This is a genomic window from Microbacterium sp. NPDC077644, assembly GCF_040702785.1.
Classification (GTDB): domain Bacteria; phylum Actinomycetota; class Actinomycetes; order Actinomycetales; family Microbacteriaceae; genus Microbacterium.
Map to the genome: position 1 here is coordinate 837539 of NZ_JBFBME010000001.1, position 14907 is coordinate 852445.

Annotated in this window: 16 protein-coding genes; 13 read left to right on the plus strand and 3 right to left on the minus strand. The window is 68.7% G+C overall.

Features of this window, described 5'->3' with window-relative positions; genetic code table 11:
* Nucleotides 1–105 precede the first annotated feature (105 nt).
* The 6 genes from leuC to AB0269_RS04050 all read left to right on the plus strand — a co-directional run bounded on the left by leuC (nucleotide 106) and on the right by AB0269_RS04050 (nucleotide 6487).
* A complete protein-coding gene (gene leuC, locus AB0269_RS04025) occupies nucleotides 106–1554 on the plus strand; it encodes a 3-isopropylmalate dehydratase large subunit (RefSeq protein ID WP_366209960.1) in 1449 nt (482 codons plus the stop codon).
* A gap of 2 nt (nucleotides 1555–1556) precedes the next feature.
* Nucleotides 1557–2153, plus strand: a complete 597-nt coding sequence (leuD, locus tag AB0269_RS04030; protein WP_366209961.1) for a 3-isopropylmalate dehydratase small subunit — start codon at nucleotides 1557–1559, stop codon at nucleotides 2151–2153.
* Nucleotides 2154–2247: 94 nt separating this feature from the next.
* Nucleotides 2248–3615, plus strand: a complete 1368-nt coding sequence (gene murA / locus AB0269_RS04035) for a UDP-N-acetylglucosamine 1-carboxyvinyltransferase (protein ID WP_366209962.1) — start codon at nucleotides 2248–2250, stop codon at nucleotides 3613–3615.
* A gap of 5 nt (nucleotides 3616–3620) precedes the next feature.
* On the plus strand, nucleotides 3621–4376 hold the full coding sequence (locus AB0269_RS04040; protein WP_366209964.1) for a lysophospholipid acyltransferase family protein: 756 nt from the start codon (nucleotides 3621–3623) through the stop codon (nucleotides 4374–4376).
* Entirely contained in the window at nucleotides 4366–5499 is a 1134-nt protein-coding gene (locus AB0269_RS04045; protein WP_366209965.1) for an NAD(P)H-dependent glycerol-3-phosphate dehydrogenase, read from the plus strand. Before AB0269_RS04040 ends, AB0269_RS04045 begins: the two co-directional genes overlap by 11 nt.
* A complete protein-coding gene (locus AB0269_RS04050) occupies nucleotides 5405–6487 on the plus strand; it encodes a D-alanine--D-alanine ligase family protein (RefSeq protein ID WP_366209966.1) in 1083 nt (360 codons plus the stop codon). Before AB0269_RS04045 ends, AB0269_RS04050 begins: the two co-directional genes overlap by 95 nt.
* Here the strand turns inward: AB0269_RS04050 and AB0269_RS04055 are convergent.
* The gene (locus AB0269_RS04055) at nucleotides 6484–7011 is read right to left on the minus strand and encodes a DUF3515 family protein (protein ID WP_366209967.1); all 528 of its coding nucleotides are present in this window, start codon (nucleotides 7009–7011) and stop codon (nucleotides 6484–6486) included. The two genes, AB0269_RS04050 and AB0269_RS04055, sit on opposite strands and share 4 nt — an antisense overlap.
* A gap of 23 nt (nucleotides 7012–7034) precedes the next feature.
* Between AB0269_RS04055 and thiL the strand changes: the two genes are divergently transcribed.
* Nucleotides 7035–8030 carry a thiamine-phosphate kinase gene (gene thiL / locus AB0269_RS04060; protein WP_366209969.1) on the plus strand — a complete coding sequence of 332 codons (996 nt, stop codon included), beginning with the start codon at nucleotides 7035–7037 and terminating at the stop codon, nucleotides 8028–8030.
* On the opposite strand, the gene rsmD is transcribed toward thiL, so the two are convergent.
* Entirely contained in the window at nucleotides 8000–8578 is a 579-nt protein-coding gene (gene rsmD, locus AB0269_RS04065) for a 16S rRNA (guanine(966)-N(2))-methyltransferase RsmD (protein ID WP_366209970.1), read from the minus strand. The two genes, thiL and rsmD, sit on opposite strands and share 31 nt — an antisense overlap.
* Before the next feature lie 44 nt (nucleotides 8579–8622).
* On the opposite strand from rsmD, the gene AB0269_RS04070 reads away from it, so the two are divergent.
* The 6 genes from AB0269_RS04070 (at nucleotide 8623) to mutM (ending at nucleotide 13765) form a co-directional block, all read left to right on the plus strand.
* Complete coding sequence (locus tag AB0269_RS04070; protein WP_366209971.1) at nucleotides 8623–10806, plus strand: ATP-dependent DNA helicase RecG; 2184 nt, start codon at nucleotides 8623–8625, stop codon at nucleotides 10804–10806.
* Nucleotides 10807–10865: 59 nt separating this feature from the next.
* On the plus strand, nucleotides 10866–11363 hold the full coding sequence (coaD, locus tag AB0269_RS04075) for a pantetheine-phosphate adenylyltransferase (RefSeq protein ID WP_366209972.1): 498 nt from the start codon (nucleotides 10866–10868) through the stop codon (nucleotides 11361–11363).
* 105 nt (nucleotides 11364–11468) lie between these two features.
* Nucleotides 11469–11966, plus strand: a complete 498-nt coding sequence (locus AB0269_RS04080) for a DUF177 domain-containing protein (RefSeq protein WP_366210496.1) — start codon at nucleotides 11469–11471, stop codon at nucleotides 11964–11966.
* Nucleotides 11967–11968: 2 nt separating this feature from the next.
* On the plus strand, nucleotides 11969–12178 hold the full coding sequence (gene rpmF / locus AB0269_RS04085; RefSeq protein ID WP_175986491.1) for a 50S ribosomal protein L32: 210 nt from the start codon (nucleotides 11969–11971) through the stop codon (nucleotides 12176–12178).
* 16 nt (nucleotides 12179–12194) lie between these two features.
* Complete coding sequence (gene rnc, locus AB0269_RS04090) at nucleotides 12195–12887, plus strand: ribonuclease III (protein ID WP_366209973.1); 693 nt, start codon at nucleotides 12195–12197, stop codon at nucleotides 12885–12887.
* Between the two features lie 8 nt (nucleotides 12888–12895).
* Nucleotides 12896–13765 carry a bifunctional DNA-formamidopyrimidine glycosylase/DNA-(apurinic or apyrimidinic site) lyase gene (gene mutM / locus AB0269_RS04095; RefSeq protein ID WP_366209974.1) on the plus strand — a complete coding sequence of 290 codons (870 nt, stop codon included), beginning with the start codon at nucleotides 12896–12898 and terminating at the stop codon, nucleotides 13763–13765.
* 14 nt (nucleotides 13766–13779) lie between these two features.
* Here the strand turns inward: mutM and AB0269_RS04100 are convergent, their stop codons facing one another.
* Nucleotides 13780–14847: an ankyrin repeat domain-containing protein gene (locus tag AB0269_RS04100; protein ID WP_366209975.1), complete on the minus strand. Its 1068-nt coding sequence runs from the start codon at nucleotides 14845–14847 to the stop codon at nucleotides 13780–13782.
* Between the last annotated feature and the right edge of the window lie 60 nt (nucleotides 14848–14907).

The following is a 14907-nucleotide window of genomic DNA, read 5'->3' on the forward strand; positions in this document are numbered from 1 at the left end:
GCGGCGGGTGGTTCTTCTCCTTAGCGGCCGCGACGAGACCTTGATCTAGGCCCTCCTCGTCGCGGCGTCCAGCGTGGCCGAACCGCCCAATACTGGAGAAAAGACATGACCGACGCTTCCTCGCACCGCCCGCGCACCCTGGCCGAGAAGGTGTGGGACGACCACCTCGTCGTCAAGGGCGAGAACGGCGAGCCCGACCTGATCTACATCGACCTGCACCTGGTGCACGAGGTCACCAGCCCGCAGGCGTTCGACGGGCTTCACACGGAAGGGCGGCCGCTGCGGCGGCTCGACCTGACGATCGCCACCGAGGATCACAACACCCCGACTCTCGAGATCGACAAGCCGATCGCCGATCTCACCAGCCGCACCCAGATCGACACTCTGCGCCGCAACGCCGAGGAGTTCGGCGTCCGGCTGCACTCGCTCGGTGACGCCGAGCAGGGCATCGTCCACGTCGTCGGCCCGCAGCTCGGCCTCACCATGCCCGGCATCACCGTGGTCTGCGGCGACTCGCACACCTCGACCCACGGCGCGTTCGGCTCCATGGCGTTCGGCATCGGCACGAGCGAGGTCGAGCACGTCATGGCGACGCAGACCCTGCCGCTGAAGCCCTTCAAGACGATGGCGATCACCGTCGAGGGCGAACTGCGCCCGGGCGTCACAGCCAAGGACATCATCCTCGCCGTCATCGCGAAGATCGGCACCGGCGGCGGGCAGGGGTACGTGCTCGAGTTCCGCGGCAGCGCGATTCGCTCCCTCTCGATGGAGGGGCGCATGACGATCTGCAACATGTCGATCGAGGCCGGTGCCCGCGCCGGAATGGTCGCCCCCGACGAGACGACGTTCGCGTACGTGCAGGGCAAGCCGCACGCACCGCAGGGCCAGGACTGGGAGGATGCCGTCGCCTACTGGCGCACGCTTCCGACCGACGAGGGCGCCGTCTTCGACGCCGAGGTCTTCATCGACGCGAACGAGCTCGAGCCATTCGTCACCTGGGGTACGAACCCGGGTCAGGGCAGCTCGCTGTCGGCCGCTGTCCCCGACCCCGCCGAGATCGACGACCCGAACGAGCGCGCAGCCGCGGAGCGCGCGCTGGAGTACATGGACCTCGCCCCGGGCACGCCGCTCAAGGACGTGCCGGTGGATGCCGTCTTCATGGGCTCCTGCACGAACAGCCGCATCGAAGACCTCCGGGCTTTCGCCTCGATCATCCAGGGCCGGAAGAAGGCCGATGGCGTGCGCGTCATGGTGGTTCCGGGCTCTGCCCGGGTGCGGCTCGAGGCCGAGGCCGAGGGGATCGATCAGATCGTCAAAGACTTCGGCGCCGAGTGGCGGTTCGCCGGCTGCTCGATGTGCCTGGGCATGAACCCGGACCAGCTCGCGCCGGGGGAGCGTTGCGCCTCCACCTCGAACCGCAACTTCGAGGGCCGTCAGGGCAAGGGCGGACGCACGCACCTCGTGTCGCCCCTCGTCGCCGCCGCGACCGCGGTGCGAGGCACGCTGTCGAGCCCGAGCGACCTGGTCGCAGCCGAGGAACTGGTGGGAGCCTGATCATGGAGAAGTTCACCACGCACACCGGCATCGCAGCTCCTCTGAAGCGCTCGAACGTCGACACCGATCAGATCATCCCCGCGGTCTTCCTCAAGCGCGTCACCAAGACGGGCTTCGACGACGCGCTGTTCCACGCCTGGCGTCAGGATCCCGAGTTCGTCCTCAACCAGGAAGCGTTCCAGGGGGCATCGGTGCTCGTCGCCGGGCCCGACTTCGGCACCGGATCCAGTCGGGAGCACGCCGTCTGGGCGCTGCGCGACTTCGGGTTCCAGGTGGTGCTGAGCCCGCGCTTCGCGGACATCTTCCGCGGGAACTCCGGTAAGCAGGGGCTGCTCGCCGCCACGATCTCCGAGGACGACCTCGAGAAGATCTGGGCGGCGATCGACGCGAACCCCGGCACGACCATCACGGTCGATCTCGAGGCGCGCACCGCCACGATCGCGGATTTCCAGGCCCCCATCGGTGTCGACGATTACACTAGATGGCGGCTCCTCGAAGGGCTCGATGACATCGGGCTCACGCTGCGCAACGAAGAGAAGATCGCGCAGTTCGAGGCCCGCCGCGAGTCGTGGCGGCCACGCACACTCCCTGTCCGCTGACCAAGAGTCCGCTGGCACCGAGCACCGTGAGCCTGGGGCATTTCCGCCCTGGCGGCCACCGCCGCGACCGTGAAGACGAAGTGAGGCTCATCGAATGACCACAAGTGTGCGCGCTGACCTCCAGGATGGGGCGATTGCTTTGACCGGAGACGTGCTGGCGATCCGCGGCGGGCGTCCGCTGCGCGGACGTGTTGATGTGAAGGGCGCGAAGAACCTCGCCACCAAGGCGATGGTCGCAGCCCTCCTCGGAGAAGAGCCCAGCGTCCTCCGCGACGTTCCCGACCTCAGCGACGTCGCCGTCGTGCGCTCCCTGCTCGAGGTGCACGGCGTCCGCGTCACCGAGGGCGACGAGCCGGGCACGCTGCACCTCGACCCCAGCGACGTCGAGTCGGCGCACATGGAGGAGATCGACGCGCACGCCGGTGCATCCCGCATCCCGATCCTGTTCTGCGGACCGCTTCTGCACCGCCTCGGCCAGGCGTTCATCCCCGACCTCGGCGGCTGCCGGATCGGCGACCGCCCGATCGACTTCCACCTCGACGCCCTGCGCAAGTTCGGCGCCGTCGTTGAGAAGCTGCCCAGCGGCATCCGGCTGTCAACGCGTGGAGGACGCCTGCACGGCGCGAACATCCACCTGCCGTACCCGAGCGTCGGGGCCACCGAGCAGGTGCTTCTGACCGCCGTGCGCGCCGAGGGCACCACCGAGCTGCGCAACGCCGCGATCGAACCGGAGATCATGGATCTCATCGCCGTGCTGCAGAAGATGGGCGCGATCATCTCCTACGAGCCCAATCGCGTGATCCTCATCGAGGGCGTCGAGAAGCTCCGCGGCTACGACCACCGCTCGATCTTCGATCGCAACGAGGCGGCGTCGTGGGCATCGGCCGCACTCGCCACCGACGGCGAGATCTTCGTCGGCGGTGCGAAGCAGCAGGAGATGCTGACGTTCCTCAACGTCTTCCGCAAGGCGGGCGGGTGGTTCGATATTCGCGAGGACGGCATCCTGTTCCGTCGTGAGGGCGAGATCCGTCCTGTCGTCGTGGAGACGGACGTGCACCCCGGCTTCATGACCGACTGGCAGCAGCCCCTCGTCGTGGCGCTGACGCAGGCCAACGGACGCTCCGTCGTGCACGAGACCGTGTACGAGAACCGGATGGGGTTCACGCAGGCGCTCGTCAAGATGGGCGCGGACATCGTCGTGCACCCGCACGGTCTGCAGGACGGTCCGCGCCGCGTCCCGCGCCGTGAGCTCGAGCAGGCCGCCGTCATCACGGGACCTACGCCGCTGCACGGGGCCGACATCGTCGTCCCGGACCTCCGCGGCGGATACAGTCACGTCATCGCCGCCCTCACGGCGACGGGCGAGTCGAAGGTCTCGGGGGTCGACATCCTCAGCCGCGGCTACGAGAAGTTCCTCGCCAAGCTTGACGCCCTCGGCGCCGACTTCGACGTCATCGGCTGATCCGCATGCCTCCCGCATCACCGGAGAAGACTCGTCCGAGCCTGTTCTGGGCGCTCGCGGTCGTCGTCGTCCCGATCGTGTCGTACCTGTCGAAGACGCGGTTCATCGGGCGTGAGAAGCTGCCGCGCACCGGGTCGTTCGTCCTCGCCCCGAACCACTACTCCGAGTTCGATCCGCTCATCGTCGCCGCGGCGGTGTGGCGGCTCGGCCGGGCGCCGCGGTTCATGGCGAAGGAGAGCCTGTTCCGGGTTCCTGTGGTCGGTGCGGCGCTGCGCGCAACCGGCATGATCCCGGTAGCGCGGTCGTCGTCGCGCGCGGCATCCGCGCAGACGATCGAGCAGTCCCGTCAGCTGGTCGATGCGGGCCGCGGCGTCATCGTCTATCCGGAGGGGACGCTGACCCGTGATCCCGACCTGTGGCCGATGCGCGGCAAGTCCGGCGCCGTGCGCCTCGCCATGGCCGGCGACATCCCCCTGATCCCCATGGCGCAGTGGGGAACGCAGAAGATCATGGGGCGGTATCAGAAGGGCCTCAGCCTCTGGCCGCCGCGCAAGCCGATCGACATCATCATCGGCGATCCGGTCGACCTCAGCGATCTGAAGGGCCGCCAGAACGAACCGGCGGCGATCACCGAGGCCACCGAGCGGCTGATGGCCGCGATCACGGCACTGCTGGAGCAGGTCCGTCACGAGAAGGCACCCGCTCAGCGCTGGAACCCCGCCGACCACGGCCAGAAGGAGACCGGTCGCCTTGACTCGTAAGAATTCCGCCTCCCACGGCCCCCGGGTCGCGGTTATCGGCGCGGGAAGCTGGGGGACGACCTTCGGGAAGATCCTCGCCGACGGCGGTGCGCAGGTGACGATGTGGGCGCGCAGGCCGGAACAGGCGCTCGAGATCGCCGAGGGCAAGCGCAATTCGAAGTACCTCCCCGGCATCAACCTCCCGCGTACGATGACGGCCACGCACGAGCTGTCGACGGCGATCGAGGGCGCGGACCAGGTCTACCTGTCGGTGCCGAGCCAGTCGCTGCGCGAGAACCTCAAGGGCCTGCGCCCGCTCATCGAGAACAGCGACATGCCGATCGTCAGCCTCATGAAGGGTGTCGAGCGCACGAGCGGTCTGCGCATGAGTCAGGTCATCGAGCAGGAGCTCGCCTGCGACCCGGCGCGCATCGCCGTGGCATCCGGGCCGAACCTCGCCCTCGAGATCGCGCGCGAGCAGCCCACGGCCGCCGTGATCGCATCCCTCAGCCAGGAGACGGCCGAGACGATCGCACGCGCGGCGCGCAACTCCTACTTCCGCACCTTCGTGAACACCGATGTCATCGGCACCGAATTCGGCGGCGTCCTCAAGAACCTCATCGCCGTCGCGATCGGCATCGTCGACGGCGTCGGCTACGGCGAGAACACCAAGGCCTCGATCATCACGCGCGGTCTGGTCGAGATGACCGATTTCGCCGTCGCGAACGGTGCGCAGCCGGAGACGCTGCAGGGACTCGCGGGGCTCGGCGACCTGATCGCCACCTGCCAGTCGCCGCTGAGCCGCAACAACACAGCCGGCCGCCTGCTCGGGCAGGGGTACAGCTATCAGGACGTCGTGAAGCAGATGAACCAGACCGCTGAGGGTCTGGCATCCGTGGCGCCGATCCTGCAGCTGGCCGGCGAATCCGATGTGCACATGCCCATCGTGGAGCAGGTGAAGATGGTGCTCGACGGCAGGATGAATCCCCGCGACATCGCGCCTCACCTCACGACCGACGACGACACTCCCCAGGAGGAGAGACGAAATCATGGACAAGCAGACGGTGGTGGTGCTCTTCGGCGGGCGTTCCAGCGAGCATTCCATCAGTTCCGCAACGGCGGGCGGAGTCCTTCAGGCGATTGATCGCGATCGCTACGACGTCATCCCCGTCGGGATCACGCGGGAGGGCGCGTTCGTGCTCGAGGCCGACGACCCGGCGAAGTTCGCCCTGGATGCCGCGCACCTGCCCGAGGTCGTCGACAACGGCTCCCGCGTGCTCTGGCCCGTGCCCGGCGGCACCAGGACGCTGCGCGTCGTGCAGGCCGATGGAGCACTCGCCGACCTCGGCGCGATCGACGTCGTCCTGCCGATCCTGCACGGCACCCACGGCGAGGACGGCACGATCCAGGGGTACTTCGACACGCTGGAGGTTCCGTACGCCGGCGGCGGCGTCCTGGACTCGGCCGTGTGCATGGACAAGCACTTCATGAAGGTCGTCCTCGAGTCGGCCGGCATCGCCGTCTCGCCCTGGGTGACGATCCGCAGGGCCGCGTGGACGCGGGATGCCGCGCCGCTGCGCGCGCAGATCGAGGCCCTCGGGCTCCCGGTGTTCGTCAAGCCCGCCCGCGCAGGGTCCAGCGTCGGGGTCTCCAAGGTCGAAGCGCTCGACGAGCTGGACGCGGCACTCGAGATCGCCTTCGCCGAGGACGAGAAGGTGCTCGTGGAGACGGGGATCACCGGCCGCGAGATCGAGGTCGCGATCCTGGAGTCCGCGGACGGCGTGCGCGCCTCGCTGCCCGGCGAGATCGTGCTCACGGAGCGCGGCTTCTACGACTTCGAGGGCAAGTACCTCGGCGGCGACGGCGTCGACGTGGTCTGCCCCGCCGAGCTGTCGGAGTCGCAGATCGCGGCCATCCAGGATGTCGGGATCCGGGCGTTCGAGGCCGTGGACGGACGCGGACTCGCCCGGGTCGACATGTTCCTCAGCGATACCGGCGACCTCGTCGTCAACGAGCTGAACACGATGCCGGGGTTCACGCCGATCTCGATGTTCCCCAAGTGCTGGGTGGCCTCAGGGCTCAGCTACGGCGACCTCATCAGCGAGCTGATCGAGGCGGGGTTGCGCCGCTAGCTCGAGGGCTTCTGATCCAGCAGGTCCTGAATGTCGCTGTCGAGCTCATCGGGCGTCGTGCACTTGCCGTCGGCCGGAACGCTCGTGATCGCTCCGACGAGACCGCGGTTGCTGATGACATCGTTGGAGCTCACCGCGCCCGTGTCGATGAACAGCTGCACGGCGGGGTCGCGTCCGTAGGTCGTCAGGCGCACGAACGGGGTCTCGGACGCATCGACCAACCAGTCGACGCCCTCGAGGGTCACGCACTGCAGATCGGCCGTGGGACCGGGAACCGTGACGCCGCAGCGCAGAATGATCGCGGAGTCGCCTCCGTCTGCACCCCAGGCCGCTGTCGCCTGCGCGTCGGTCCAGCGCCGATCGAGGTTCGCGATGCTCCCGGCGTTGTTCAATCCGACTGTGACATCGGCGCACAGCGGGTTGTTCGCATCCTCGGCCGGCTCGAGATGAACGGTCGTGGAGCATCCGGCCAGAAGCCCCGCTCCGAGAAGCAGGACGGCGGCTGCGGCAAGGCGGCGGGACATGATTCCAGGCTACCTTTGACAGCATGCCCTCTCGTTCCCCCGACGACGACCCGCGCCTCGGCGACGTCTCGGAAGGCACCGTTCTGCGCGCCATCCTGGCCCGAACGGCCCCTGCCTCGCACACGATCCTCGGCCCCGGCGACGATGCCGCCGTGCTCGCCGCTCCTTCCGGCTCGGTCGTCGCGACGACCGACACCCTCGTGCACGGACCCGACTTCCGGCTGGCATGGTCGAGCGGCTACGACCTGGGGTGGAAGTCGGCGGCGGTCAACCTCTCCGACATCGCGGCGATGGGTGCGCGGCCGACCGGGCTCCTCGTGGCGCTGGCCGTGCCGCGTGACATGCGGCTGTCGTTCGTCGAGCAGCTCGCCGACGGCTTCCGCGCGGCCTGCGAGGCGCTCGCGCCCGGCTGCTCGGTCGTCGGTGGCGATCTGACAGTCTCCGACGTGCTCACGATCGCCGTCACGGCGCTCGGCGATCTGGAAGGCCGCCGCGCCGTCACCCGCTCGGGCGCCCGCGTGGGTGACGCGGTCGCGATCGCGGGCGAGCTCGGACTCGCAGCGCACGGCCTCGCCGTGCTGTTCGGCCGGTTCCGCGACGGTGAGACGCCGACGCCGGTGGATGCCGCGCAGCTCGCCGAGGGCGAGGCGTCGGCTGTGGCCGCCCAGCTGCGCCCCGCACCGCCGATCGGCCTCGGCCCCGTCGCAGCCCTCGCCGGCGCGACCGCCATGATGGACGTCTCGGACGGCCTCGCCCTGGATGCCGGACGCATGGCTGCGGCATCCGGTGTCACGATCGATCTCGCGCGCTCGGCGCTCGGGGCGGAACCGGAGCGCGCGCTGGCCGGGGGCGAGGATCACGCGCTGCTCGCGACATTCCCGCCGGACGTCCTGCCTCCTGGCTTCCGGATCATCGGCACCGTGCGGCGGGCGGGAGAGGCCGGCGTCCTCTGCGACGGCGAGCCGGTGGACGTCGCCGGCTGGGATCCCTATCGCGACTGGGATGCCGCGACGGGCTGAGCCCACCACACGGCCGTGTCGCCGTAGGTCTTCTCGCGGAAGACCTCGAGCCCGGCCGCGGCCGCATCGGGAGGGGTCGAGCGCCGCGCGCGCTCGATGACGACCACGGCGTCCGCGGACAGCAGCGGAGCGAGCACGACGAGGTCCGCCGTCATCGCGGCATCGTCGAGGTCGTACGGGGGATCGGTGAAGACGAGATCCCAAGGGCCGACGGCGCGCTTGAGGAACGGCAGGACCGCGCTCTCGTGCACGCGTGGGGCCGCACCGGGGAGCGCTTTGCCGACCGATGCAGCGTTCCGCCTGACGACCGCGGCCGCAGGGCGAGACCGTTCGACGAGATCCACGCTCGCAGCGCCGCGGCTGAGCGCTTCGAGACCGAGTGCACCCGATCCGGCGTAGAGATCGAGCACTCGGGCTCCGGAGACGGCGTCGGCCGACTCCAGGGCGCCGAACAGCGACTCGCGCACACGGTCGCTGGTGGGGCGGGTGCCGCTGCCCGGAACGTCGAGGCGGAGCCCTCTCGCGTCGCCGGCGATGATCCTCGTCACCTCTCCAGCCTAGGAGAGTCCGTGGCGTTCTCTAGACTTCACCCATGGTCTTCTCGTTCGATACGCCGCTGGCGGAAGCCGTCGGCGGCACCGCTGCGAAGAAGCTCGAGAGGGCGTTCGAGATGCGCACCGTGGGCGACATGCTCGCGCACTATCCTCGTCGCTACGCCGACCCCGCCGAGCTCACGCCCATCCTCGATCTGCCGGTCGGAGAGACAGTGACGATCGTGGCGGAGGTGCTCTCGTCATCCGCGCGTCCGATGCGCAACCGCAACGGCGCGATGACGGACGTGATCATCGGCGACGGGCACGGACGAGTCTCGCTGACCTTCTTCGCCAAGGGGATCAAGCAGGCCGAGTGGCGCCGTGATCAGCTGCGCCCCGGGCGCCGCGGCGTGTTCTCCGGAAAGGTGGGCTCGTTCAACGAGGTCACGCAGTTCTCTCATCCTCAGTACGAGCTGTTCGACGACGACGAGGATCGCCGGTCCCAGGTCGAGGAGCGTGCGCACCGGCCGATCCCGATCTACCCGGCGACGTCGGCCGTGGAGAGTGGGCAGTTCCGTGAGCTCGTCGAGAAGGTGCTGCCCGCGCTCGGCGATGTCCCCGATCCGCTCACGGTATCGGTGCGCTCTGCAGAGGGGCTGCTCGATGCGCGCACCGCGCTGATCCAGGTGCACCGGCCAGAGACCAAGAGCGACGTCGCCCCCGCAGTGCGGACGCTCCGCATGCACGAGGCCCTCGTCCTTCAGACAGCGCTGCTGCAGCAGCGTGCGGCCGTCCGGGCACTGACGGCGACACCACGCGCGGCGAAGCCAGGGGGGCTCCTCGAACGGTTCGACGCGACGCTGCCGTACACGCTCACGCCCGATCAGCAGTCCGTCGGCGCGCAGGTCGCCGGCGACCTCACCGGCGAATGGCCGATGAACCGGCTCGTCCAGGGCGAGGTCGGCTCCGGCAAGACGCTCGTGGCGCTCCGGGCCATGCTGCAGGTCGCCGAGTCCGGCGGGCAGTCGGCGCTCATCGCTCCCACCGAGGTGCTCGCCGCGCAGCACTTGCGCTCCATCACGAAGATGCTGGGTCCGCAGCTCGCGCCCGAGCTCATGCCCACGCTGCTCACCGGTCAGATGTCGGCTCCCGAGCGGCGCAAGGCGGCGTTGCGCGTCGCTGCGGGACAGGCGCTGATCGTTGTCGGAACCCATGCGCTGCTGGGGGAGAAGACGACGTTCGCCGAGCTGGGACTCGTCGTCGTCGACGAGCAGCACCGGTTCGGCGTGGAGCAGCGCGAAGCCCTGCGGGCCAAGGGGTCGAGCCCGCACGCACTGGTGCTCACCGCGACGCCGATTCCGCGCACGGTCGCGATGACCGTCTTCGGCGACCTCGACACCTCGGTGATCCGCACCATGCCGGCCGGACGCGCTGGCATCGAGAGCTTCGTCGCGCCGCTCGCCGAGCACCCGGACTGGTTCCGGCGGGTCTGGGACCGCGCTGCCGAAGAGGTCGCGAAGGGGCGCCAGGTGTTCGCCGTGTGCGCCGCGATCGACACGACGAAGAAGTCGGGTGCAGCCGAAGAGGACGAGGCGGCGCTCCTGCCGAGCGAAGAGGGGGCAGCCGGCCCTCGATGGGGCGTCGTGCAGCTCGACCAGGCACTCGCGACCCACCCCACGGTCGGCCCGCTGCGCCGAGCCGTGCTGCACGGCAGGATGCCGTCCGATGAGAAGGACGCCGTGATGCAGGCGTTCGCCCGCGGTGACATCGACGTGCTCATCGCGACGACCGTCATCGAGGTCGGTGTCGACGTGCCCAACGCGTCGACGATGATCGTGCTGGACGCCGATCGCTTCGGCGTCTCGCAGCTGCATCAGCTCCGCGGCCGTGTCGGTCGAGGCTCGGTGCCAGGGCTCTGCCTGCTCGTCACGGAAGCGGAGGAGGGTTCGCTGGCCCGGGAGCGCGTGGATGCGGTCGCGGCGACGCTCGACGGCTTCGCCCTCGCCGAGGTCGATCTCGAGCTGCGCGGCGAGGGCGATGTGCTGGGAGCGACGCAGTCCGGTGCACGCTCGTCGCTGCGGCTGCTGAGAGTCGTCAAGGACTCGAAGCTGATCGCGCGTGCGCGCGAGCTCGCCGAGGGCATCCTCGACGAGGATCCGACCCTCGCGAAGCATCCAGGACTCCGGGACGTCATCGCCAGACGAGTCAGCGAAGAGGATCGTGCAGCGCTCGCGAAGAACTAGCGGATCGCGTGCAATAGGGTGAAAAGCGTTCTCGTACCGAGCGAACGGAGTGAGTCGAAGTGAGCAGCAGGATCGCCGTCGTCCCAGGATCGTTCGACCCGCCGACTCTCGGACACCTCGACGTGATCCGTCGTGCCGCTCGGCTGTACGACGAGCTGCACGTGCTCGTCGTGCACAACCCGGGCAAGGAGGCGATGCTGCCGATCGCGCAGCGGCTGTCGCTGCTGGAGCAGTCGATCCACGAGGACGGCATCGAGGGCAACGTGATCGTCGGTTCCTGGAGCATGGGTCTGCTCGTCGATTACGCACGCGATGTCGACGCCGGCGTGCTCGTCAAGGGCATCCGCTCGCAGATCGATGTCGCGTACGAGTCGCCCATGGCGATCGTCAACAGGCACCTCGCCGACATCGAGACCGTCTTCCTCCTGCCCGATCCTTCGCATGCGATGGTGTCCAGCTCGCTCGTCCGCCAGGTCGCCGGTCTCGGGGGCGACGTGTCGCCGTTCGTCCCACCGGCGGTCGCCGCCTTCCTCGACACGGGCGCCCGCGACCTCTGACACTGCGCCTCCCGGCGCGTCCGCCGGTACGATTGACTTGTGAAGACTCGACTCAACGGCCCCTTCGTGGTGCCCGTCCGCGACATCGCACGGCATCCGGGCGAGATGCGCGAGCATCGTTTCTCCGTGACCCTCGCCGACCAGTGGGGCGAGGGGATCGTCTCGTATCCGGCGGGCTCCGAACTCGATCTCGACGTGCGCGTCGAGTCGGTGCACGAGGGCATTCTCGTGTCGGGATCGGTGGATGCCGAGTACGTCGGCGTCTGCGGAAGATGCCTCACCGACATCTCCGAGCCTGTCGAAGTCGAGTTCCAGGAGCTTTTCGCGTATCCTGGAGAGGAAGAAACTGACTTCGAGGTTCAAGACGACCACGTGGATCTTGAAACTCTGGTCAGGGAGGCGACAGTTTTGGCGCTTCCGTTTCAGCCGGTGTGTCAGCCGGATTGCCCCGGGCTCGACCCGATCACGGGTGAGCGGCGGACAGAAGGCACCAGGGCAGAGGAAGAGGCGCCCATCGATCCTCGATGGAGCGCGCTCCGACAGATCACAGACCAGGGGAGTGCGGCACAGAGCCGCGATCCCGAGAACACAGAAGAGAGTTAGCCATGGCTGGTAACCCCCCGAAGCGCAAGGTTTCCCGTTCCAACACCCGTTCGCGTCGCGCGAACTGGAAGGCCGAGCCCACCGCGCTCGTCAAGACCGTCGAGAACGGCAAGGTCGTCTACAGCCGTCCGCACCAGGCGAAGGTCGTCACCGACTCGCAGGGCACCGAGCTGTTCCTCGAGTACAAGGGCCGCAAGGTCGCCGACATCTGAGCACGGTCTCACGATCGTGACAGACGTCCCCGGAGGGACGGCGTCGCTCGCAGCCAAGCTCAGGGTCGATATCGACCCTGAGCTGCTTGCGTTGGCGCTGACCCACCGCTCCTACGCGTACGAGCACGGCGGCATCCCGCACAACGAGCGCCTCGAGTTCCTCGGCGACTCCGTGCTCGGGCAGGCCGTGACGGTGATGCTCTTCACCACCAACCCCGACCTCGACGAGGGGCAGCTCGCCAAGCGGCGCGCCAGCGTCGTCTCCACCGTGGCGTTGGCCGAAGTCGCTCGCGGGATCGGACTCGGCGAGCACCTGCTGCTCGGTCGCGGTGAGGAGCAGACCGGTGGCCGCGACAAGGATTCGATCCTCGCGGACACGATGGAGGCGGTCTTCGGCGCGACCTACCTGTCGGCCGGCCCCGATGAGGCCACAGCCCTCGTTCTGCGTCTGACCCAACCGCTGCTCGCCGACCCCGAGAGATACGGCGCGGCGATGGACCCGAAGACGAGCCTGCAGGAGCTCGCCGCGCGCCTGGGCGCCGCAGCGCCCGTGTACGAGATCTCGGCGTCAGGGCCCGATCACGATCGGCGCTTCACGGCCACGGTCACGGTCGGCGGTGTCACCATGAGCGGCGACGGCACGAGCAAGAAGACCGCCGAGATGGCCGGCGCCCTCGCCGTGTGGCGCGTGCTCAGCGAACGTGCCTGAGCTGTCCCGTGCCTGAACTTCCGGAAGTCGAGGTCGTCCGCCTCGGTCTTGCGCCTGCTGTCATCGGCGCCGAGATCACCGGCGTCGCCGTGCTCGACGAGCGTGCGCTCACGCGGCATCCCGCCGGCGCAGCCGATTTCGCCGGACGCCTCGAGGGCTCACGGGTCACGGCGGCGTCGCGTCGGGGCAAGTTCCTGTGGTTGCCGCTGTCGGGCGGGACCGATGCGCTCACCGCTCACCTCGGGATGAGCGGCCAGCTGCTGCTGCGCACCCCGGATGCGCCGCAGGAGAGGCACGAGCGCATCCGGCTGGGTGTGCGTCATCCGCAGCACGGCGATCTCGCCGTCGTCTTCGCCGACCAGCGCACGTTCGGCTCGCTCGCCGTCGACGCCCTGGTTCACGACGGGCTGGGACTCACTCCGACGCAGGTGCTGCACATCGCGCGCGACCCGTTGGATGCAGCCTTCGACGATGCAGCGTTCATCGACGCCGTCCGCCGCCGATCGAGCGCGATCAAGCGCATCCTCCTCGATCAGACGATCGTCAGCGGCATCGGCAACATCTACGCCGACGAGTCGCTGTGGGCGGCACGCATCCACCCCGAGACGCCTGGCACGGCGCTGTCGGCGCAGGCCGTGCGACGGCTCCTCGGCGAGGTCCGTCTCGTGCTCGAGAAGGCCTTGGCCGAAGGCGGAACGAGCTTCGACGCCCAGTACGTGAACGTCAACGGGCAGGCGGGGTACTTCGCGCACTCGCTCAACGCCTATGGCCGGGGCGGCAAGCCGTGCCCGCGGTGCGGCGGAGAGATCCGTCGCGAAGCGTTCATGAATCGCAGTTCGCACTACTGCCCGCGGTGCCAGCGGCACCGCTCGGCGTGACCCCGACTTGACGGTCAGCCGCGGTAACGCACCTTCCCGACCGGAATCGGCGTGATGTTCTGGTCGACCCAGGTGACGGCGAGCTCACGCAGGCGTTCCAGATCCTCGTCGGCGGCCTGATCGGGTCGAAGCCGCTTGGCCAGCACCTTCAGGTCCGCAAGATCGGTGCGTGACAACGCGATGCCGGACTCGAAATACTTGGGCAGTGCGGCCAGCATCTTCTTGTGATCGCGGCCCCACCCGTCCTCTTCGTCGTCGTCACCCATCAGCGCCGTCTCCACTTCGGCGACGATCCTGATGACCTCGCCCTGCGTACTCGCGGCGATGCCGGCCGCCGGTACGAGCAGATCCCACAGTGCGTCGTACTGCTCCTGACGGGTGCCTCGCGGTACGACGATCGGCGAGACGCCGTCGTGCGTCACGTGCGGAGGGACGGGTTCGACGCCGAACACCGCGTACAGATGCGTGAGCGATGCGACCGTCTCGTCGAGATATTCCGGTTCGTAGTGCTCGCGCACGCGCTCGAACTCCTTGCCGAGGCGCGTGACCTCGCCCTGCATCGCGGTGGTGACCTCGTCGCCGGCATCCAGAAGCTGGACGGCGATGTCGAGCATCTGCGGGATGACTTCGTGGTCGGCGCTGTCGAGCGCGAGCTGCAGCACCGTGCCGTCCTCCGTTCCGGCACCGATGTCGACCCTGGCGCCATTGGCCAGCAGCACGCGCACGGTGTCCGCGTCGAAGCCCATGACGGCGCCTTCGAGGGGCCTGATGTCACTCTCATTCGCGAGCTCGACATCCGCGCCGAGCGACACGAGCAGGGGGATCTGCTCCGGCTCGCCCCACAGGACCCGCATCCACAGCGCGGTGGCACCGTTCTGATCTGTCGCGTTCATGTCGAGTCCGCGCCCCGCCAACCACGTGATCAGTTCGTCAGGGCATTCGGCGAACCCGATGGCCGTGCAACCGGTGGCTGCGTCGCGTGCATCGACGGGGAGGGTCTCGAACACCGCCTTGAGCTCATCGACGGATGCCGTGCGCAGTCGTCGTTCGAAGTCGTCGGGGAGTGCTGCGGGCGCGGTCATGGTGTCCTTTCATCGACGACCGATGGGATCTCATCGTTCGGACGCCAACGGCCCAGATTA